The sequence below is a fragment of the Chitinophaga sp. G7 BAM 1005 genome, assembly GCF_057126945.1.
In genome coordinates, this window is sequence record NZ_CP181478.1 from 1,527,134 (window position 1) to 1,547,814 (window position 20,681).

The window sequence follows — 20,681 nt, forward strand, 5'->3', positions numbered from 1 at the left end:
ATAAGACGCAGGTAATTAACCAGTCAAACTATCCCGGGGAGGGGAATTAATATACCGTTAACATTGGAAGTAAAGAGAGGATCACCAGCGGAAGAAAATCCGCGTACTCCTGTAGTTCTGCACGGAGGTATTTTAGTGAAGATGCAATATGGTTTTGCACGGTAAACACAGAAATATTCAATTGAGCCGCCACCTCTGCATAACTCAATCCCTTTTCCCTGTTTAGTACAAATGCCTCTCTTCTGCGCGGAGGCAACTTATCCAGGCATTGCCGGTAACGATGGATCAGCTCCCGGTACTGGAGTTTATCGGAATGGTCGGTTTGAAGAAGATCTCCATCTGCCGTTAGCTCCTGTGTCATCAATTTTTTTCTGCGCATTATGCTTACCACTTCGTTGCGCATCATAGCAAACAGGTAACTGTTGAAATCAGCAATGTTTCCGATCCGTTCCTTCTGCTGCCATACCTTGAACAATACATTCATCACCAGTTCCTCACTGAGCGCATGATCCTGGATAAACCGGCCGGCATATCGTAACAATCTGGGAAAGCAATAATGGAAAACAGGTTTGAACTGCAGGTCGCCGCCATTCAGCCAATCCCGCACGTGCGCTTCAATAGCAGAAAAATCTTCCATCGGGTATCCGGGCTTTAAATCATGACAGCCGCAAATATAACCCGCATATGTTACATCATTGTTAACACATCTTCCGGCGATTTTACACACCCGCTCATGACATCTTGTTACAAATGCCTACTTTCGTAATACGTTAAACACCTGTTTTATGAATCTATACACGGCAGTAGCATTACCGTTATTCCTTTTGACCCTGCATCCACAGGATGTGAACAGCAAAGACAAAGCTGATACGGAATTCCCGGCTCCAAAACCCCAGTCAAGGATCTCTATCGGCAACGGTATCGATCTCATTGTAAAAGGACTCGGTCTGAACATCGACAATGTCCGTTTTATCAAAGCGCCCAAAGCCACCGATTATTTTAAAAAGGCCAACGATAAAGCATCGTATGCGTCTTCACTCATCATTGCGGCAGTAAATGGTGTGGAGTCGCTGCGCAACGTAAACCCGGAATCACCGGCTACCCGCGAACAATTCGCCCTGGCGCTGTACGACGCAATTCAGTCAACCGGTCAGTATCCCGTGAATATGATGTTTATCAACATCAAAGATGAAAAGTCTTTTGTAAGCGGAGGTATGAATGCGGTGCAAACACTGATCAAGTTTAAGGTAGTGGCGCTGGAAAATGGCAACTACCGTCCAAAGGCGTATATCACCAAAGCAGAAGCGTCAAAAATGGTGAAGAATGCTGCTGCATTTATCCAGTCGCATAAAAGCGCTGCCGCTGAACACAGCGAAAAGGAAAACGCCAGCTTTACTTCTACACCGGTGAATGATAAAGTGAACAGTGTGGTGATCACCGCGGAAAACCAGCCTACATCCGGCTATTCGGTTAAAGTAACCAGTATTGTTTTTACAGAAGCAGGCGAAGCAGAGATCCATTATAAGATCATTGCACCGGCTTCCGGCAGTATTAACCTGCAGGTGATTACGTCGCCAACAGCAGAAACATTTGTTCCTGCCAGCTATAAGGTAGTATTAAAACAAGACTGATAACATATCACAATAAAAAGCGGGCATTTCACATAGGAAATGCCCGCTTTTTTATTTTCAGTTTTTTATTCAGATGCTGTCTTTTCCTATCACGGTCCAATCGTCATTACCGTGTCCCTTCTCAATCCACCGGTCCATTTCTGCTGCAATGGCTGGTAATACCGCCAGCTTTACATCGCTTTTCTTTGCGGCGTCTATAAACAGCTGCGTATCTTTGCGCGCCATGCTTAGCTCCCAGGAAGCACTGCTATAGCTGCCGGAAGTCATACGCTGTAAACGCGCCGGCAATGCAGTTCCCGGGTTCCAGGAGTTAAACAGGGTACTCACATCGCTCAGCGGGATCTCCAGCGCTTTGGCAAGCGACAGGGTATCTGCAAGTCCGGCGGTGAGCCCCACGAGGAAGCTGTTCCCGATGAGTTTCATGCCTGCGGCTTTACCGGTTGTATCCCCGAAATTGATCACCTTACCGGTCATTTTGGAGAGAGCAGGCTCCCATGCACCAATCACCGCCTGATCGCCCGAAACCAGCATAAAGCCGGTGCTGTCAAGCGCATTTGCCGGCCCCATAAATACCGGTGCATGCAGGTAGGTGAATCCACGTTCCTTCCATTCTTTTGTTCTGGCCACTGCGCCTTCGGCGGAAGTGGTGGTATGATCAATGATCACCGCGCCTGGTTGAAGTTCTGCCGCTGCTGCTGCCAATACTTCATTTACAGTATGATCATCTTTTAAGGTAAGATGAATGCGGTTTGCACCGCGTACGGCAGCGGTTACATCCCGAAATGCTTTGGCGCCGTATGCTTCCAGCGCAGTAGCTTTTGAAGCGGTACGGTTCCACACCTGCACCTGTTCACCCTTGCCGATCAATGCCCTCACGAAATTTGACCCCAGGAGGCCCATGCCTAAGAATGCTATCATAACCTTTTTTTTCCGAAGGTAGGAAAAAGTTAATCCTCCTGCAGGATCACTTCTTTCAATGCTTCTTCATGCTCATCTGCCCATTCTCCCAATATTTTTATTACTGGAATGAGGGATGCGCCCAGCGCTGTAAGACTATACTCCACCTTTGGCGGCGCCTGTGCAAACACTACTTTCGACACCAGGCCGTGCTTTTCCATTTCATTGAGCTGGATGTTCAATACCCGGCGCGTAGCATCCGGAATCTGCCGCTGTAGCTCACTCGGGCGCTTATGCCCTTCATGGATGAAATACAGCAGGCGCACTTTCCATTTACCGTAGAGCACTTCCCCTACGAGGTCGAGACCGCAATTCAGCGTAATGGGTAGTTTTTTTACATACATGATTCAAAAGTACTTTATTGTTCTTAAACAGGCTATAGGGATAAATTCTACTCTATGCGAATCGTTTTTCCGTTATTGTCCGGCATGGTTGATTGCCGGAATTTTGCTGAAAATAATAATAACAGATGGAACCAAGATTAAGTTTTGATAACGAGCTATCCGGTAAAACGGCCCTGGTAACAGGCGGTACAAAAGGAGCAGGGAAAGCCATTGCAACACGACTGGCCAACGCCGGCGCAAAAGTGATCATCACCGCCAGAACAAAGCCCGCAGAAACTGGCCTGGGATTTCATTTTATAGGCGCCGATCTGAGCACACCGGCCGGCACTGCTACCGTGGCAAACGAAATAAAGGAAAACTATGGCGGGGTAGACATCCTCGTTAATAACATGGGCGGCTCCGAAACGCCCGGTGGCGGCTTTGAAGTACTAACAGATCATCACTGGGATACCACCCTTCAAACCAACCTGCTGGCGCCGGTGCGGCTGGACAGAGCCCTGCTGCCCCATATGCTGGCAGAGGGCGCCGGTGTGATTATTCATATTGCCTCCATACAAGGCGCCATGCCACTCTATGATTCCACGCTGCCCTACGCTGCCGCAAAGGCAGCATTGATCAACTACAGCAAGGGGCTGTCGAATGAAGTGGCGCCTAAAGGAGTGAGGGTACTCACCGTATCGCCGGGCTTTATACAAACCACCGCAGCCGATAAAATGATCCGGGAAATGGCCGCCCGCGCCGGCAGCAGCTTCAACGACGCCTTACAGCAACTAATGCAGTTCCTGGGCGGCATCCCGATGGGGCGTCCCGCCAAACCGGAAGAGGTAGCCGAATTTGTGGGCTTCCTCGTATCCCCGCGTGCGGCGTATTTAAGCGGCACAGAATACATCATCGATGGCGGTACTATTCCCACCATTTAACTAAGAAAAGATTGGGAAGATGAAAATGCTATAGTCATTTCCATCTTCCCAATCTTTTGCTGCATTTCTATTTTCTTCCCCCCGGAAGATGGTTATTAAATATTTTAACAATAAATAAAAAGCTATCCCGTCAGGAGCTTTTTATCTATCATACCGCCAGCACCAGCGACAACAAATACACCAACCCCACAGACACCAGCCCCATTACTACCGTTCCGGTACTATACACCCGCAGCATATCTTTTATTTCCAGTCCGGAGAATTTAGAGATCACCCAGAAGTAAGCGTCATTAGTGTGTGAAATCATCATAGACCCTGCGCCCATCGCCAGCACACAAAGGATACGGCCATTGGCGGAATCAAGTCCCATTACCGGCAGCAGGGGCTGTACAATGGCTGCTGCGGCAATCACTGCTACAGTAGAGGAGCCCTGCGCGGTTTTCAGCAGCGCAGTGATGAAGAAAGGAAGAAATAATCCCAGTGCAGCGACAGACTGGTTTTGCGCAATATGGCTGCCGATGTCCGCTTTTGCCAGGATGGCGCCAAAAGCGCCGCCACCGCCAATGATCACCAGTATGCCTGCTGCTTTCTCGGCGCCTTCCAGCAGGATGGCGCCCATATTACTTTTCAGCTGGGATAGCGCCAGCAGGATACCCACGCTGATCGCTACCTCGGGGATGCCTGATATAGAAATAACCTGCAGTACAGGAGACGGATGTGTTAATTCCAGTCCGCTCATTGAACGGATGGCAATGAGCAATACAGGAACGGCGACAGGAAGTACCGACATCAGTACGGAAGGACCACGGCGCGCTTCTTCAGCAACGTCTTCTGTGTTGCTAACGTCAACGGCTGTTCGTTGCCCGGCGAACATGGACCACCTGTAGCCTGCCGCCGATGCCGGGATGGCAATGAGCAATCCATACAGCATCACCCTGCCTGTTTCTGCGTGTATGGCGCCGGTGGCGGCAGTAATGCCGGGGTGTGGCGGCATCAGGCAATGAACGGCGTACAGGCCGGTGGCCAGTGAAGAGGCCATTACAATCATGGAAATACCGGAACGTTTGGCCAGCGCTTTATTTAGTCCGCTTAATACAATAAATCCCGAGTCGCAGAAAATGGGCATGCCTACCAGGTAGCCGATGATATTCATGGCCAGCGCAGAGCGGCCGGTACCGGTACGGCGCAGTACATAGTTAGCCAGCACCATAGTGCTGCCGGTATGTTCCAGGATGAGCCCCAGCGTAGTGCCAAGTATGATGAGCAATCCTAATGAGCCTACAATATTACCCATACCGCTTTTAATACTGCTGAGGATATCTGTTACGGGCAACTGTAAAATGATACCGGTGAGCACACTGGCCAGCAACAATGCAAAGAAAGCATGCACCCGGAAGCGCGCAGTGAGCAACACAATGAGCGCAATGCCCGCCAGCAATCCCAGCATGCTTTGTATCAAAGGAATGGTATGCATATCTCTCCAAGATAAAAAGAATTACGCAATACCCCGTATAGCTGTTACCGTAACAGCGTTATAACATTAACGCATATATGTTTTTGTAAATATTAGAGATTATTTATGCAACAGCTTGATAATGGCTATTTTACATACCTTTGTGCCTTAATACAGCGGATATGAAAAGAATGTTATTGACCTCACGTTATTGCCTGATGGCAATAGTGACCATTGTTGTAATGGCCTCCTGCGCATCTTCCCGGAAAAGCAGCAGTCAGCATGCTTATATGAACAAGCAGTATGAAGAGCTGAAAAACACGTTGAATGATGCGGAAGTAAGTATCATCAAAGACAGCCTGAAAGTGATCTTCCCCAACAACGTACTGTTTTCATCGTCTTCCGACCAGGTGAACGAAAGTGTAAAGCCCACTTTCAAACACTTTGCAGATGTGCTCAACAAATACAATAAAACAAAGATCCTGATCACCGGTCATACCGATAATACCGGCACGGCAGAATACAACCGTGAATTATCAGAACGCCGCGCAACAGGCGCTAAACAACTGCTCAGCAGCTTTGAGGTGAACAACGACCGTATGTTTACCTGGGGACTGTCGGACCGTGATCCTATTGCTACCAACAATACAGAGGCGGGAAAGGCAAGGAACAGGAGAGTGGAGTTTGTCATTTTGTATGATGTAAAGAACTGATTTTTTTATAAAGATGGCAGCCGCTCCGTAAACCCGGAGCGGCTTTTTTTTTGATATAATTTCCTGGATAAATTTTGTATTATTAAGGAATCAATGAAACCCAAACCTCCCCGTCATGAATACTCGTCGTGATTTTTTACAGAAAATTGCCGCCTCCGCTATGGTACTCCCCCTCATGCCGCTTGCCGGCTGGGCAAAAGACCTCCAACATTATGATGGCCCGGTATTACGTGTAGCCATTATGGGGTTAGGCAGCTATGGCAGCCGCGTGGCAGACGCCATGCAAGCCTGCGTAAAGGCAAAACTCGCAGGCGTGGTCAGCGGCACCCCGTCTAAAATAAAAGACTGGCAGAGCCGGTTCTCCATCCCCGACAAAAACTGTTATAACTACGAAAACTTTGATCGCATAAAGGATAATAAAGATATTGATGCAGTATACATTACCACACCCAATGCCCTGCACCACGACGAAGCGATCCGCATAGCTGCAGCAGGTAAACACGTGATCTGCGAAAAGCCAATGGCACTGAATGCCAAACAGGGCCAGGAAATGATTGCCGCCTGTAAAAAAGCAAATGTAAAATTACTGGTCGGGTACCGCATGCATTTTGAAGCCAAAACACTGGAAGTTATCCGCATGCGCAAAAACGGCGACTTTGGAAAAATCATGTTCTTCCAGGGATTATGTGGTTTCCGCATTGGCGACCCCACACAGTGGCGCCTCAATAAAGAACTGGCGGGCGGCGGTTCCCTGATGGATATTGGGATCTACGCTATTAACGGCTCCCGCTATATGACAGGCGAAGACCCTATCTGGGTAACGGCCCAGGAAACCAAAACAGACCCGGTGAAATTCAAAGAAGGCGTGGATGAAACCATTCAGTTCCAGCTGGGCTTCCCCAGCGGCGCCGTGGCTTCGTGCCTCTCTACTTACAACATGAACTACCTCGACCGCTTTTACCTCAACGGGGAAAAAGGATTTGCAGAGATGCAACCTTCCACGGGCTACGGTCCCATCCGCGGACGCACCAATAAAGGAGAACTCACCCAGCCACACGTTACCCATCAAACCGTGCAGATGGAAGAAATGGCCGGGATCATCCTGGAAGGGAAGCAACCGGTAGTAGCTGTAGACGGGGAAGAAGCGCTAAAAGATCTGAAAATTATTGACGCCATTTACCACGCCGTTAAAACGGGGCAGAAAGTTGACCTTAAACTATCATGATCGGGAACGATCTGCCGAGGAAATATCCCGCGTGATAGTGAAAAACAGCAGGATCATCTATTAGTGGTCCGGACGCAGCAATTCGCATCTGATCAATTCGTTTCTTTATGGTTAAAATCATCAGCTATGAAAAAACGATCACTGTCAGTATTGTTGCTGGTTTGCCTTGCTGCCGCGGCCAGCGCGCAGGGACTGCATTACGGTATCAAGGCAGACCTGAACATGTTTAAACTGGATGGGGCAGGCATTAAATCAAATTACACACTGGGCGGAAGATTAGGCGTGTACGCCGAATATGATTTTTCAAAAAGATGGGGGCTGCAACCCGAGCTCCTCTTCTCACAGGTGGCCCCCAAACGTGGCGATGATTTCAGTGCAAAATATATCTCTACCGGCAACGACAACGCCAATAAAAGCATTAAGCTCAGCTATATTACCCTGCCGTTGTTATTGCGTTACAATGTGAATAAGTTAATTACTATCAATGCAGGACCGCAATACAGTTACCTGTTTTATGCCAACGAAAACCTCCTTACCTACAACCGTAACGCTTTTAAACGCAGCGACGTGGGAGTGGCCGCCGGCGCTACACTGAACTTCGATATACTGCACGTATATGCACGCTATGTACTCGGACTTACAAATGTGAACGACATTGATGATCGTTATGAATGGAAAACCCGGCAGGCGCAGATCGGCATTGGCGTGAATATAAAATAAGAGGCGCTATGCCCTTACTACGGTATCGTATATACGTTGTAACTGCTGTATATGTCTTTGCGTGTGAATGTTGATAAACTGTATCCACTCCAAACGTGTAAAAGGCCCGAAGCCCGGCACTTCAAAGCTGGTACATTCTTCGGTAAGGTTTACCGTATTGGCGGCAGTTGTTAATTTCTGCCAGGTGGCGGCGGCGTCCTGCAATACGGCGTCTTTTGGCAGGTACCCTTCTTCCGGCAGGATCATTTCCGGGGCCTTCATTTTAATATCGAAGTTCAGGAACAAGGATTTTACCGCAGGTATTTTTTCATCCGGTTGCCGGTCGGCAGGTACAGCTCCGCCATACAACACGCCGCAGTCGCCGGCTTTGCAAATATGCGATGCTACCTGTGCGGCCGTCCAGCTGCCCTCAAAAGGCACTTTGTTCAGTTGTTCTTCATCAAAGGAGGTAAGCAATTGTTGCAGGGTATCACCGGTGGTGGTTATTTCCAGAAGCAGTTCTTGTCTCATGATTTTCTTTTCCACAAACTTAACCGGATATATCGATACTGAAAGGGGGAGAATACGACAATCAGGCGGGCAAAAAAGGACAAAAACAGCTGCGGGTATTTAGTTACCTGCAGCTGTTCCTTATTAAGACATCATTTTTTTCAAATATCATTTTCTTGAAGATCCCAGTTTCCTTTCAGCCGATTCCACCGTTTGCGCAATCAGCTTTGCGATGGTCATGGGGCCAACCCCACCCGGTACCGGCGTGTAGGCGGCTACACGGTCTGCCAACGGCGCCAGTTCTATATCGCCGATGCCGCCTTTGTGATAACCGGCATCTATTACAATGGCATCATCTTTTATCCAATCAGCTTTTATAAATTCAGGCTTGCCCACGGCGCCTACTATGATATCTGCCTGTTTGATGAGTTCCGGTAAATTATTGGTCCGCGAATGACAAATAGTAACCGTGGCATTTTCATTCAGCAGCATCATGGCTACCGGTTTGCCCAGGATAGGACTCCGGCCTACTACTACGGCATGTTTGCCGGTAATGGGTATTTTGTAATATTTCAGCAGCTCCATAATACCCGCAGGGGTGGCACTGCCATAAGCGGGTTCATTCATCGACATCCGGCCAAAACCCAGGCAGGTAACCCCATCCACATCTTTATCGATATGTATTTTATCAAAACAAGCCCTTTCATCAATCTGGTGCGGAACCGGGTGTTGCAGCAGGATGCCGCAGATCTGGTCGTCGTTATTCAGCTTTTTAATGGTATCCAGCAATTCTTTTGTAGTGGTTTCTTTGGGCAGATGTACTTTTACAGAGGTCATACCCACCCGCTCACACGCATTACCTTTCATTTTCACATATACTTCAGAGGAAGGATCATCGCCCACCAGGATGGTAGCCAGTACAGGCACCACGCCCGTTTTTTCAATGATGCGCTGTACCCTGATCTTTAATTCCGCTTCCATTCGTTTGGATAAAGCTTTTCCGTCGAGCAGTATTGTTGTTGCTGTTGTCATATTCAGGTGTTTATTTGCGTGTGTTGAGGTAGTTGTACCGTAGAAGACAGCAAAGATACTAACCGCCTGCCACATATTTTTTTTTGGATAGACACATTCCTGTTACCTTTTTTTTCGTCTTTATAAACATAACGGTCTTCTAAAGGGCGGTTATTGTTTCACGTATGAAAATCAAACTCTTTTCTATCTTTCTTGTATGTACAGGATATCTCCTTCCGCTTAACAGTTACGGGTTTACGGCTCCTCCCAGGGAGGTGGATATTTGCGTGTACGGCGGCACCTCCGCAGGGGTAATTGCTGCCTATACCGCAAAGCAGTTGCACAAAACAGTGCTGCTGGTATCCCCGGAAAAACACCTGGGCGGCCTTACCTCCGGCGGTTTGGGATATACCGACATCGGTAATAAGTACGCTATCACCGGGTTGTCGCGTAACTTCTACCGCCGGATCGGCAACCACTACGGAAAACTGGAACAGTGGATCTTTGAACCCCATGTGGCAGAAGCTACTTTCCAGCAGTATATCGATGCCGCCAAAGTGGATGTGCTTTACGGATACACCATCACCAACGCTGTAAAGCAAAACGGGTATGTTACGGAAATAACGGTAAACGGTCCCGCTGCGCAGGTGGTAAAAGCCAAAATGTTCATCGACTGCTCCTACGAAGGCGATCTGATGGCCAAAGCGGGCATTTCCTACACCGTTGGCCGGGAGCCTAACGCACAATACCATGAAACCTATAACGGTGTGCAGCTGCTCGATAAACACCAGTTCCCCGATGGCATTGATCCGTACAAGATACCCGGCAAACCCGAAAGCGGCCTGCTGTGGGGCATCAGCACCGATTCCCTGGCGGCGCATGGGGAGGGAGATAAAAAGGTACAGGCGTATAATTTCAGGATCTGCCTGAGCAACCGCCCGGAAAACAGTATTCCGATCACCAAACCGGACGATTATGATCCGTCGCGCTATGAACTGCTGGTACGCCTCCTGAACGCTACCCAACCTAAGATCCTGAAGCCCAATCTCAAAATAGACCTCATGCCCAACGGGAAAACGGACATCAATAATTACGGCGCCTTTTCCACGGATATGATCGGTATGAACTACAACTATCCGGAAGCCGATCCCGCTACCCGGAAAAAGATCATCCACGATCATGAGCTGTATACCAAAGGGCTGCTATATTTTATAGGACACGACGAGCGGATACCCGCCCATCTCCGGGAACAAATGTTACAATGGGGATACCCGAAAGATGAATACACCGATAACGGGAACTGGTCAACCCAGCTGTATATACGTGAAGCAAGACGCATGATCGGCGGATATGTGATGACACAGGCCAATTGTGAAGGCCGCGAGAAAGTAACGGACGCCATTGGTATGGCCGCTTATAATATGGATTCCCATAACTGCCAGCGTATCGTGGTAAATGGTATGGTAAAAAATGAGGGAGATGTGCAGATTGGCGGTCTTGGCCCTTACCCGGTTTCTTACAGGTCCATTACACCTAAACCGGAGGATGCGAAAAATGTACTGGTGCCGGTTTGTTTATCGGCGTCGCACATTGCTTACGGCTCTATCCGCATGGAACCTGTATTTATGGTACTGGGGCAATCTGCTGCCACGGCGGCGGCTGTAGCCATCGATCAGCGCAGTTCCATCCAGGAGGCAGATGTACAGAAAATACAAACCATGCTGCGTACCAATCCGCTGGTGGATAACAGCCCCGCTGAAATACTGGTGGATGACAACGACGAACAACACGTAACGATCACCGGCGAATGGAAAAAAGAGATCCACGGCTGTTATGGGCCCTCGATGCTTACAGACGACAGTAAGGGAGCTGTGCGTAAATCAATACGTTTTTCCCCTGCTATCGGGAAAGCGGGTAAATATGAGGTATTTACCTACGTGCCACGTCTTCCCGGTTTGGATGGAAATGCACAGGTAAAGGTATTCGATGGCCGTAGCGTGAAGGAAGTGGAAATTGCGGCGGCCAATATAAAAGTAGAGGGACAAACCAGCGGCGAATGGGTGAGCCTGGGCAGCTACCAGCTGAAAGCCGGAACCGGCGCCTACGTGGAAATAGATAATCACAAAACGGATGGAATAATAGCCGCAGATGCGGTGTTATTTGTTCCGAGATAATTATTTTAGAAAAAAAAGAACAGGAAGGATTCGGTTTACATTTTTTATCGTCTTTATAAGTACAGGTAGTTCCGCGAAATGATTATTTTGTAATAAATTCCATGACCTTCCTTGCCGATAGATAGTCCACATAATGAAAAAGAGCTGTTGCTGCGTGTGGCAGCGGGGGATCAGCCCGCCTTCCAGCGGTTGTTTAACCGGTACTGGGGGAAGATGTATGCCAACGCCCTGCAATTTGTTAAGTCGCCTGCCCTGGCAGAAGACCTGACACAGGAAATTTTTATAAAGATCTGGATGAACCGGGAACGCCTGCTGGCGGTAAACCGTTTCGATGCCTTCCTGTATACTACGGCGAAAAACCTGATCCTGGATGAATTCCGGAAAAGGGTATTGCCCACGGTGCAGGAAGAAGGGCACCACGTATACATGGCATCAGACCTTCCCTCTGCACAGGACAAACTGGAGCTAAAGGATTTCGAAGGCCAGCTGCATGCCGCCATCAATCGGCTGCCTGCGCAGATGCAACTGGCCTTCCGGCTGAGCCGCTTCCAGGGATTATCGCACGATGAAATAGCCCGGCAGATGAATATTTCCAGGGTCACCTCCAAAAATTATATCGCAAGGTCCATTGCCGCCATCCGGAAGTATATGGGTGGGAGAGCAGAGCATGTTACATAAGTATGGAAACAGGTGATAACGTTGCCGGTTAAACGAAGAACAATATTTTCCGGTAACAGAAGGATTCCCGTTCGTTCTTTTTTCGTCTTTATTATACAACCCTTCATGAGAGTGTTGTGCTTGCATCCGGTTTTATGTTACACGATGAGTTAAAAGATTTATTGGAGAAATACCTGGATAACCGGATCACACCGGAAGAAACCAGGCGGCTGCAGGCATTGATGCAGACAGATCGTAACGGGCCGGCACTGGAAGAAATGATTGCAGGCATACTGGCGGAAGACAGGTATACTGATGCTGCTCACCCCGATCTGCAACCCGCTTTTAACAAAGTAATGGAAACCGCAGCGCTGCGGCAGGCACTCACCCGGAGAGATCATGATGAGGATACAGACAACTCCGCGCAACAACCCATCCAGGAGGCAGATAACCGTTATCACATCTCCCGGAAAAATATCCGCACCTTTTATAAAACAATGGCCGCGGCCGCAGCAGTAGCATTTATACTGGCAGCGGGTTACACCTGGCGCTATTATTACGTAGGCCCGGCGCCGTTGGTAGCAAAAAAAGCGGCTCCACCGGCGCCCGGAGGTAATAAAGCAGAACTGATCCTGGCAGATGGCAGCACCATAGTGCTGGATAATGCAGGAACAGGCACCGTAGGCAAACAGGGAAACACCCGTATCATTAAACTGGACAGCGGCCGGTTGGCATATCGCGCCGTAAGCGGTAACAACGGCGGCGCTCCCGAATACAACACTATCCGTATACCCAAAGGAAGCCAGTACCAGGTAGTATTGCCCGATGGGAGCCAGGTATGGCTGAACGCCGCATCTTCGCTGAAATTCCCTGTCATGTTTACGGGCAGCAACAGAACAGTACTCCTCACCGGGGAAGCATATTTTGAAATTGCCCAAAATGCCGCGAAACCTTTTATCGTGCAAACATCCGGTATACAGGTGAAAGTACTGGGCACGCACTTCAACGTAATGGCGTATACCGATGAAGCCCGCGTAAAAACAACCCTGCTGGAAGGCGCTGTGAGCGTAACACAGGGCGCGGCTACCACCATGATGAAACCTGGTCAGCAGGCAAGCATCGCTGAAAAAGAAAACCAGTTTTTAATTACACGACCGGAAATAGAAGAAGTAATGGCCTGGAAAGAAGGACAGTTCAGGTTCCGCAAAACAGATATCACCGTTATCATGCGACAGATAGCCCGGTGGTATGATGTGGACATCGAATACAAAGGCGATCTTTCCGGCATTCAGCTGTATGGCAGCATGACCCGCAAAGAAAATGTAACACAGCTGCTGGAACTGCTGGAACAAACCGGAAGGGTGCATTTCACCATCAACGGAAACCGTATTACCGTAATGCCCGCCACTGTAAAGTAAATCAGGGTATTACTCCACGCATGAATTGTTTAAACTCAACCAAAAGATAGTATGGAACTGTTTACTATTGCCTACTCCCACGGGAGCAGGAGCCGTATGCCGGCTAAACAACGAACATGGCGGGTGATCAAACTTACCACCTGGCTGCTGCTGGCAGCAGCACTTACGGCCGGCGCTCAAACCGTAAAACTCTCCGTGAGTAAAATGCCGCTGGATAAAGTATTTGATCTTATCAGCAAGCAAACCGGTTACCAGTTTATCTGCGATGAAAAACTGCTGGAAGATGCGCCACCGCTCAGTGTAAATATCGCCAACAAATCACTGGAAGAAGCCCTGAAGATCTGCCTGAAAGATCTTCCGCTTACCTACACAATTAAATACGGCACGGTCGTTATTAAAAAAAGTACGGCGCCCGGCGGAAAGCTTTCGCCACAGGAAGGCGGATCACCGGCGAAAACCATTACGGGCATCGTTACGGATAGCGTTGGTGTAGGCTTACCCGGCGTAACAGTAGGTATAAAAGGCACTACAAAGGGAGTGCTCACGGATGAAAACGGAAAGTTTTCACTGCCCAATGTATCAGACCAGGATGTGCTTAGCATTTCCAGCATCGGGTATCTCACCAAACAACAACCTGTTAAGGGGGAAAGTTTTTTTCGTATACCATTGTCCGTTACCCCCGCAGCATTGACGGAAGTGGTGGTGGTAGGATATAGTACCCAGAAAAAAGTAAACCTTACCGGCGCTGTAGCCACGGTATCCGGTGAGGTGCTGGCAGCGCGGCCGGTAGGACAAACCGCTGCCGGATTACAGGGCACCATGCCCGGCGTTACCATCACGCAGGGCAACGGTAAGCCGGGCGGCGATGGCGGTACGGTACGTGTGCGCGGATGGGGTACCCTGAAAAACCCTGACCCGCTGGTACTCATCGATGGCGTGGAAGGCTCCATCAACAACATCGATCCCAATGTGATCGCCTCCGTTAGCGTGTTGAAAGACGCGGCGTCGGCGGCTATCTATGGTTCGCGTGCGGCCAACGGCGTAATACTCGTAACTACTAAAAGAGGCAAAAGCAACAAGCTGTCCATTAACTACAACAACTACGTTGGCTGGCAGAAACCTACCAATCTGCCTGCACTCACCAACGCGCTGGACTACATGCTGCTCGCTAACGAAGCCTATAAAAATTCCGGTCGCTCTCCACTGTATTCCGATGCGCTGCTGGAGAAATACCGGCAACAGGGAAACGGCAGTTCTGATTCACTGCCCAATACCGACTGGCAGAAGGCCGTATTAACGGGCTCCGGTTTTCAACAGAGCCATTTTCTGACAGTGAACGGTGGTACAGATAAAGTGAAGATGCTGGTATCACTGGGGTATTTTGATCAGAAAGGGCTGATGGACAACAACGAATTTAAACGCCTGACTATCCGTAGTAATACCGATATTATTTTTTCAAAGAAGTTAAACATGCAGTTCGACCTGCAGTATATCAGCCCGGTAACCACCGAGCCGGCAACAGGCGCCGATGTGATTTTTGCTTACATGAATAACATTTCCCCCAACCAGCTGGCCGTAAATTCCAACGGCACCCGTGGGGAAGGATGGGTAGGCATCAACCCGGCTGCCGCCGCCCGCGAGGGTGGCCTGAACCGTGTAAGCGCTCCCTGGGGGAGTCTTAATACCTCCATCAACTACCAGCCGGTAGAATGGCTTACTGCTTCTTTTAACATCGCCCCCAAATACGTGCAAACTTATGGGAACAAGTTTAATAAAGTGCTGCAAACCTATCGTCCCGATGGCACCCCCAGTTATAAATTTCCACCGGTAAGCACCCTGGATGTTTCCAGTCAGCGCCAGTTTTATAACAACATGCGCGGTACCCTCACTTTCCAGAAAAAGTACGGTGCGCACGACCTGAAAGTATTGGCCGGCGCAGAACAAAACAGCTACCGCCAGGATAGATTCACCGCGTACCGCGACAACTACGTTTTGCCCGACTATCCCATACTGAACGCGGGATCGGCTACCAATATGAATAACGGCGGCGCCGGTGAAGAATGGTCGTTGCGCTCTTTTTTCGGCAGGATCAATTATAACTACAAAGAAAGATACCTGCTGGAAGTCAATACCCGTTATGATGGATCTTCCCGTTTTGCAGAAGGCCGCAAATGGGGCGTATTTCCTTCCGCATCTGCCGGATGGCGTATTTCAGAAGAAGCATTTATGGCGTCCCTGAAACCGGTGGTGAATGAATTAAAGCTCCGTGCATCATGGGGTCGCCTGGGTAACCAGAACATAGGCACCTATCCGTCGGCCACCGTAGTAAACCTGGGCTCTTATGCACTTGGCGGGCAAATAGTAGGCGCCGCCACACTGGATTCTCTGGCGAACAGAAATATTACCTGGGAAAGTACTGAGATGAGTGATATAGGATTTGATGTGACCCTGTTTTCCCATCTCTCGGTAACAGGAGATTATTATATCAGCAAAACAAAAGATATCCTGCTGCTGCTGAACATCCCGCTGATCACGGGACTGGCAGCGCCTTACCAGAACGCAGGAAAAGTAAGTAACAAAGGATGGGAGCTTGGCGTTAACTACGATGGTAAAATCCGCGACTTTAAATACAACATCGGTGTGAACGTGTCCGATGTAAGGAATAAAGTAGTGGATATGCATGGTATTAATCAATCGGCTGTAACGGTGAGCAGGGAAGGATATCCGGTGAACTCTATTTTTGGATTACAGGCCGAAGGATTTTTCCAGGATGCCGATGAGGTGGCGAAACACGCTACACAATTCGGCACCGTTGCACCGGGCGATATCAAATACAAAGATCAGAACGGCGATGGCATCATTAATGAAAGCGATAAGGTAATTCTTGGCAACACCATTCCCCGCTATACTTATGGCGTTAGTTTAAACGCATCGTGGAGAGGTTTCGACCTGAGCGCATTTCTGCAGGGCGTAGGCAAAGTAGACGGCCTGATTTACGGCGCCGGCATCATGCCTTTTTATGTAAGCTCTGTGGGCGGTACGGCGCAGGAACGCTTCAAAGACTACTGGACGCCTGAACATAAAGATGCTGCATTCCCGCGGCTGGTGTTCGGCGGTACCAACAACCAGCAGATCTCCAGTTTCTGGATGAAGAGTGCGGCATACCTGCGCCTGAAAAATCTGCAGCTGGGATATACCCTGCCTGCCCACCTGGTGAAAACCATGCGGCTCAACAGCCTGCGGGTATTTGTAAATGGTTCCAACCTGTTTACGTCCAGTAAATTCTGGCCGGGCTACGATGTGGAAACCGCTGTGGGAGTGGCCGATAACTATGCCATTGTAAAGGTCTACAGTTTTGGGGTTAACGTAAATTTCTAAAAACCGAAATCATGAGGAAGCGTTTCACTTATTGGATGATAGTGGCTGTTACCCTGCTGGGAATACAGGCCTGTAATAAAGACTACCTTGATAAAGATCCTTTAACCGGCCCTTCCGATGCCGATTATTTCAAAAACCAGGACGAATTGCTGCTGGCAGTGAACGGGCTGTATAAGGGGCTGAATAAGCCGATGGACAAAGCCACGGACCCGGCCCAGCTGGACGGGTTTCCATCGGTGCTCCTGTTTGATGCCGCCAGTGATATTGGCTACGAACGGAATAACAGTGACCTGCAAAAAATAGGCATGGGAAACCATGACGCCAACAATACCTTCACACAAGGGATCTGGACGGATTATTATAAAGTAATAGGACGGTGCAATTATATACTGGACAACGCGGAGAAAGTGCGGTCGGTAACTGATCCATTGCTGTACCAGCGTAGTATGGGAGAAACCCGTTTTGTGCGGGCATTTATGTATCAGCAGTTGTTGTCGATGTTTGGCGGCGTACCACTGGTAACGCATGTGCTTACACTGGAAAATTCGCAGGTGCCCCGCAGTGAGAAAGCAGCCGTACTTAAATTTGTTTTCGACGAGCTGGACAGCGCGGCTGCCTGGCTGCCGGTTAGCTATGGCGCTACCGATTATGGTCGCGCTACCAAAGGCGCCGCGCTGACCATAAAAGCAAGGGCGGCGCTGTATAACGAACAATGGAAAATTGCCGCCGATGCTGCCAAAGCAGTAATGGATCTTAACGTGTACAAGCTGGATGACAGCTACCCGCGCTTATTTAGCTATGATGGAAAGAGTTCGCCTGAAGTGATCCTGTCCCTGCAATATCAGCTGCCTGTCATTAACTGGGTAGGGCCATACCCGCTCCTGTGCAGGAATGCCGGCGGGGCTTCCAACAAAATTCCTTCACAGTCGCTGGTCGACAGCTATGAATGTACCGATGGCTTAACCATTGATCAATCACCGTTGTTCAACCCGCAAAAACCTTTTGAACGCCGTGATCCGCGGCTGGGCTATACCATTGCACTTCCGGGATCCATATTCTTTAATTACCAGTTTGAAACACATAAGGACAGTCTCACGTGCTGGAACTACAATACCAACCCGGCTACCCGGATCGTAAACCAGGATGCCGTTAACGCTTACGCATCTTTCAGTGGTTATTGCTGGCGCAAATATGTGGACCTGAAAGATAAAGACAACACGCGCCAATCGACCATTAGCGTGATCCTGGCGCGGTATGCTGAAGTACTGCTCATTTACGCAGAGGCAAAAACAGAAGCCAACGAGCTGGATGGCACCGTATACCAGGCGATTAACACGGTAAGGAAACGGCCGGGGGTAAATATGCCGGAGATTCCTGCCGGCAGTACACAGGAAGCGCTTCGTTCTGCGGTAAGGAAAGAGCGGATGTATGAACTGGCGCAGGAAGGATTCCGTTTATTTGATATCCGCCGCTGGAAGATTGCCGATAAAGTAATGAAGGGACCATTTTATGGCCGCGTGCCGAGAGGCTGGCTCGCTGCTGCCCCGAAGATAGATGCCAATGGGATCGCCGATTACAGCGCCGTCCCCAACAAAGGCGAAATGAGAGTGATAGAAGTGCGCACATTTAGTGCTGCACGGGATTACCTGTGGCCGATCCCTTATATAGAAACACAAACAGATCCGTTGATAGTACAGAATCCCGGGTATTGATTTCCATTTTACCCCGTTACCCGGAAGATATTCTTCCGGGTAACGTATTTAGTGTAAAAACGACAATTAATATAAAATTACAATTGAGCAATGGTTTGTTCCCCGCAAGCCCCTATCCATCCCGTCTCCCGTAATAATTTTAAAAAACCCTGAAAAAAATATCTTGTCAATTACTATTAATTGTATATTAGACAATTAATAATTCTTGCGTTCCGGGAAGGAACAGAAGGCCGTAGGTAAAGACAGGTTTCACGTTTATGTTAATTTTCCACTTATGAATGGTGTGCATCTTCAACAATATGCAGACGATATTCTTTTAAATTTGCTGAAAGAGGATAGCAAGGAAGCTTTTGACGTGATCTATATGCGTTATTGGGAGCGGCTGTATTGCTACCTGGTAAAGGCAATTAGGGATACCACAGAAGCGGAGGATATCCTGCAGGAAATATTTGTGTCCCTGTGGAAACGTCGCAACAACCTGCACAACGTAGATTCCCTGTATACTTATCTTTACTCCTGCGTACGGTATGGCGGCTTCCGGTACATCCGCCAGGAAATCAAAAGAAACCATTTCCGCAAATCCTGGAGCATACTCTTCGCGGAGGCAGACGACCTCTTTGAACGGCAACTGGCCGCCAATGAGCTTTCTCTGCTGGTAAACCGTGAAATAGATAAGCTGCCGCTGAAAATGCGGGAGGTATTTCTCCTTAGCAGAGCGGAAGAACTCTCACATAAAGAAATTGCACATAAACTGAATATCTCCGATAAAACAGTGAAGAAACAGATCAGCAACGCGTTGAAGTACCTGCATCTGAAACTGAATGTATAATTTCTCAAAAAAATATTTAAGTTATCTACTACCATCCCTTCTTTTTATACACTTCTATATTAACCACGTGTTCCTATACAAAGAAAAACAGCCGTTATGAATGAAACAGACTTTAACACGCTGCTGGAACTTTACCTGGAAGGGAAATGTACGCCGGAACAAAAAGAGTGGATGGAGCAGTGGTTCGACCGCCTTTCCGAAGAAGGAAGCGGGGAGGAGTTGCCGGCAGACAGGGAACTGGTGATGCAGCGGTTGAAAAACCGCATCGATGGGCAAATCAAAAGACAAAATTTTTTTAATCTTCCGGTACTGCTGCGTGTAGCCGCCTCCGTTATTATTATTTTATCATTGGGTACATGGGCATATCTGCGTTATCAAAACACCGCTACCGTTGCGATCCGGTATGTTACCCGGTCGGCGCCCAGGGGGCAGCAACTGAAAGTAACGCTCCCGGATGGATCAATGATAACACTGAATGCAGGTTCAGGTATCCGGTACCCGGAAAATTTTAAGGAGAACAGAACCGTAACATTGCTGGAAGGCGAAGCGTGTTTTGACGTAACTACCGATCAGGCGCATCCCTTTATAGTAAACAGCAACGGTATACAAACGGCAGTACTGGGTACCGTATTCAATGTACAGGCATACAAAGCACTGGACGAAATAACTGTAACGGTTATACGCGGAAAGGTGGCGGTGGAAACATCTTCACAACAAAAACCACTGCTGGTGCTGCCGGATGAACAGGCGGTAATCCGCTCCGTTACCGGATCACAGCAGAAGAGAAAAGTAAACGCCGCAGCTGTCGCCGGCTGGGTAACAGGAAAGTTAGCCTTCAGAAATGAAACACTGCAGCACGTGGCCGTTCTGCTGGAAAATATTTATGATGTTAAAATAGTTTTTAAAGATGAAGCTACGAAGGGAATACGTTTTACAGCAAATTTCAGCTCCACCGATTCATTGGAAAAAATTCTTTTCGCCATCGCTAAAGCCAACAAACTTAACTGGTCTATCAGGAACAAGGTAGTACAATTCTAATCGCATTTTACT

The 20,681-nt window shown here is 48.7% G+C and carries 18 protein-coding genes; 12 read left to right on the forward strand and 6 right to left on the reverse strand.

All coding sequences use genetic code 11. The features are described 5' to 3' along the window. Positions 1 to 46: 46 nt before the first annotated feature. Positions 47 to 637, reverse strand: a complete 591-nt coding sequence (locus ACMXI2_RS06160; protein ID WP_483780821.1) for a sigma-70 family RNA polymerase sigma factor — start codon at positions 635 to 637, stop codon at positions 47 to 49. Between the two features lie 148 nt (positions 638 to 785). Here ACMXI2_RS06160 and ACMXI2_RS06165 point away from each other — a divergent pair, with 148 nt between their 5' ends. Beyond that, entirely contained in the window at positions 786 to 1,631 is an 846-nt protein-coding gene (locus ACMXI2_RS06165) for a protease complex subunit PrcB family protein (protein ID WP_483780822.1), read from the forward strand. Positions 1,632 to 1,700: 69 nt separating this feature from the next. Here ACMXI2_RS06165 and ACMXI2_RS06170 read toward each other — a convergent pair whose 3' ends face one another. Together ACMXI2_RS06170 and ACMXI2_RS06175 are read right to left on the reverse strand one after the other, a co-directional pair. After that, positions 1,701 to 2,549: an NAD(P)-dependent oxidoreductase gene (locus tag ACMXI2_RS06170; protein WP_483780823.1), complete on the reverse strand. Its 849-nt coding sequence runs from the start codon at positions 2,547 to 2,549 to the stop codon at positions 1,701 to 1,703. Between the two features lie 29 nt (positions 2,550 to 2,578). Further along, entirely contained in the window at positions 2,579 to 2,932 is a 354-nt protein-coding gene (locus tag ACMXI2_RS06175; RefSeq protein WP_483780824.1) for a winged helix-turn-helix transcriptional regulator, read from the reverse strand. Positions 2,933 to 3,057: 125 nt separating this feature from the next. Between ACMXI2_RS06175 and ACMXI2_RS06180 the strand changes: the two genes are divergently transcribed. Beyond that, the gene (locus ACMXI2_RS06180) at positions 3,058 to 3,852 is read left to right on the forward strand and encodes an SDR family oxidoreductase (protein WP_483780825.1); all 795 of its coding nucleotides are present in this window, start codon (positions 3,058 to 3,060) and stop codon (positions 3,850 to 3,852) included. Positions 3,853 to 4,000: 148 nt separating this feature from the next. Here the strand turns inward: ACMXI2_RS06180 and ACMXI2_RS06185 are convergent, their stop codons facing one another. After that, a complete protein-coding gene (locus ACMXI2_RS06185; protein ID WP_483780826.1) occupies positions 4,001 to 5,326 on the reverse strand; it encodes a GntP family permease in 1,326 nt (441 codons plus the stop codon). 161 nt (positions 5,327 to 5,487) lie between these two features. Between ACMXI2_RS06185 and ACMXI2_RS06190 the strand changes: the two genes are divergently transcribed. From ACMXI2_RS06190 to ACMXI2_RS06200, 3 genes are all read left to right on the forward strand, one after another. Continuing rightward, positions 5,488 to 6,018, forward strand: coding sequence for an OmpA family protein (locus ACMXI2_RS06190; protein WP_483780827.1), 531 nt, complete (start codon positions 5,488 to 5,490; stop codon positions 6,016 to 6,018). A 115-nt stretch (positions 6,019 to 6,133) separates the two neighbouring features. Then, complete coding sequence (locus ACMXI2_RS06195; RefSeq protein WP_483780828.1) at positions 6,134 to 7,243, forward strand: Gfo/Idh/MocA family protein; 1,110 nt, start codon at positions 6,134 to 6,136, stop codon at positions 7,241 to 7,243. 126 nt (positions 7,244 to 7,369) lie between these two features. Further along, the gene (locus ACMXI2_RS06200) at positions 7,370 to 7,963 is read left to right on the forward strand and encodes a porin family protein (RefSeq protein WP_483780829.1); all 594 of its coding nucleotides are present in this window, start codon (positions 7,370 to 7,372) and stop codon (positions 7,961 to 7,963) included. Between the two features lie 6 nt (positions 7,964 to 7,969). Here ACMXI2_RS06200 and ACMXI2_RS06205 read toward each other — a convergent pair whose 3' ends face one another. Together ACMXI2_RS06205 and folD are read right to left on the reverse strand one after the other, a co-directional pair. Beyond that, on the reverse strand, positions 7,970 to 8,473 hold the full coding sequence (locus ACMXI2_RS06205) for a DinB family protein (protein WP_483780830.1): 504 nt from the start codon (positions 8,471 to 8,473) through the stop codon (positions 7,970 to 7,972). Between the two features lie 147 nt (positions 8,474 to 8,620). Further along, positions 8,621 to 9,484: a bifunctional methylenetetrahydrofolate dehydrogenase/methenyltetrahydrofolate cyclohydrolase FolD gene (folD, locus tag ACMXI2_RS06210; protein WP_483780831.1), complete on the reverse strand. Its 864-nt coding sequence runs from the start codon at positions 9,482 to 9,484 to the stop codon at positions 8,621 to 8,623. Positions 9,485 to 9,648: 164 nt separating this feature from the next. Here folD and ACMXI2_RS06215 point away from each other — a divergent pair, with 164 nt between their 5' ends. The 7 genes from ACMXI2_RS06215 to ACMXI2_RS06245 all read left to right on the forward strand — a co-directional run bounded on the left by ACMXI2_RS06215 (position 9,649) and on the right by ACMXI2_RS06245 (position 20,669). Further along, positions 9,649 to 11,637: an FAD-dependent oxidoreductase gene (locus ACMXI2_RS06215; protein ID WP_483780832.1), complete on the forward strand. Its 1,989-nt coding sequence runs from the start codon at positions 9,649 to 9,651 to the stop codon at positions 11,635 to 11,637. A gap of 111 nt (positions 11,638 to 11,748) precedes the next feature. Next, a complete protein-coding gene (locus ACMXI2_RS06220) occupies positions 11,749 to 12,315 on the forward strand; it encodes an RNA polymerase sigma factor (protein WP_483780833.1) in 567 nt (188 codons plus the stop codon). Between the two features lie 134 nt (positions 12,316 to 12,449). Then, complete coding sequence (locus ACMXI2_RS06225) at positions 12,450 to 13,712, forward strand: FecR family protein (RefSeq protein ID WP_483780834.1); 1,263 nt, start codon at positions 12,450 to 12,452, stop codon at positions 13,710 to 13,712. Positions 13,713 to 13,763: 51 nt separating this feature from the next. Further along, complete coding sequence (locus ACMXI2_RS06230) at positions 13,764 to 17,090, forward strand: TonB-dependent receptor (protein ID WP_483780835.1); 3,327 nt, start codon at positions 13,764 to 13,766, stop codon at positions 17,088 to 17,090. Positions 17,091 to 17,101: 11 nt separating this feature from the next. Next, a complete protein-coding gene (locus ACMXI2_RS06235) occupies positions 17,102 to 18,802 on the forward strand; it encodes a RagB/SusD family nutrient uptake outer membrane protein (RefSeq protein WP_483780836.1) in 1,701 nt (566 codons plus the stop codon). Between the two features lie 274 nt (positions 18,803 to 19,076). Then, the gene (locus tag ACMXI2_RS06240; RefSeq protein WP_483780837.1) at positions 19,077 to 19,631 is read left to right on the forward strand and encodes an RNA polymerase sigma-70 factor; all 555 of its coding nucleotides are present in this window, start codon (positions 19,077 to 19,079) and stop codon (positions 19,629 to 19,631) included. A 96-nt stretch (positions 19,632 to 19,727) separates the two neighbouring features. After that, complete coding sequence (locus ACMXI2_RS06245; protein WP_483780838.1) at positions 19,728 to 20,669, forward strand: FecR family protein; 942 nt, start codon at positions 19,728 to 19,730, stop codon at positions 20,667 to 20,669. Positions 20,670 to 20,681: the final 12 nt, after the last annotated feature.

Coding starts and splice junctions, on each gene's coding strand:
- ACMXI2_RS06230 (WP_483780835.1), top strand. CDS start 13,764: ATGGAACTGTTTACTATTGCCTACTCCCACGGGAGCAGGAGCCGTATG.
- ACMXI2_RS06170 (WP_483780823.1), bottom strand. CDS start 2,549: ATGATAGCATTCTTAGGCATGGGCCTCCTGGGGTCAAATTTCGTGAGG.
- ACMXI2_RS06200 (WP_483780829.1), top strand. CDS start 7,370: ATGAAAAAACGATCACTGTCAGTATTGTTGCTGGTTTGCCTTGCTGCC.
- folD (WP_483780831.1), bottom strand. CDS start 9,484: ATGACAACAGCAACAACAATACTGCTCGACGGAAAAGCTTTATCCAAA.
- ACMXI2_RS06190 (WP_483780827.1), top strand. CDS start 5,488: ATGAAAAGAATGTTATTGACCTCACGTTATTGCCTGATGGCAATAGTG.
- ACMXI2_RS06215 (WP_483780832.1), top strand. CDS start 9,649: ATGAAAATCAAACTCTTTTCTATCTTTCTTGTATGTACAGGATATCTC.
- ACMXI2_RS06245 (WP_483780838.1), top strand. CDS start 19,728: ATGAATGAAACAGACTTTAACACGCTGCTGGAACTTTACCTGGAAGGG.
- ACMXI2_RS06225 (WP_483780834.1), top strand. CDS start 12,450: ATGTTACACGATGAGTTAAAAGATTTATTGGAGAAATACCTGGATAAC.
- ACMXI2_RS06240 (WP_483780837.1), top strand. CDS start 19,077: ATGAATGGTGTGCATCTTCAACAATATGCAGACGATATTCTTTTAAAT.
- ACMXI2_RS06235 (WP_483780836.1), top strand. CDS start 17,102: ATGAGGAAGCGTTTCACTTATTGGATGATAGTGGCTGTTACCCTGCTG.
- ACMXI2_RS06180 (WP_483780825.1), top strand. CDS start 3,058: ATGGAACCAAGATTAAGTTTTGATAACGAGCTATCCGGTAAAACGGCC.
- ACMXI2_RS06195 (WP_483780828.1), top strand. CDS start 6,134: ATGAATACTCGTCGTGATTTTTTACAGAAAATTGCCGCCTCCGCTATG.
- ACMXI2_RS06205 (WP_483780830.1), bottom strand. CDS start 8,473: ATGAGACAAGAACTGCTTCTGGAAATAACCACCACCGGTGATACCCTG.
- ACMXI2_RS06160 (WP_483780821.1), bottom strand. CDS start 637: ATGGAAGATTTTTCTGCTATTGAAGCGCACGTGCGGGATTGGCTGAAT.
- ACMXI2_RS06165 (WP_483780822.1), top strand. CDS start 786: ATGAATCTATACACGGCAGTAGCATTACCGTTATTCCTTTTGACCCTG.
- ACMXI2_RS06185 (WP_483780826.1), bottom strand. CDS start 5,326: ATGCATACCATTCCTTTGATACAAAGCATGCTGGGATTGCTGGCGGGC.
- ACMXI2_RS06175 (WP_483780824.1), bottom strand. CDS start 2,932: ATGTATGTAAAAAAACTACCCATTACGCTGAATTGCGGTCTCGACCTC.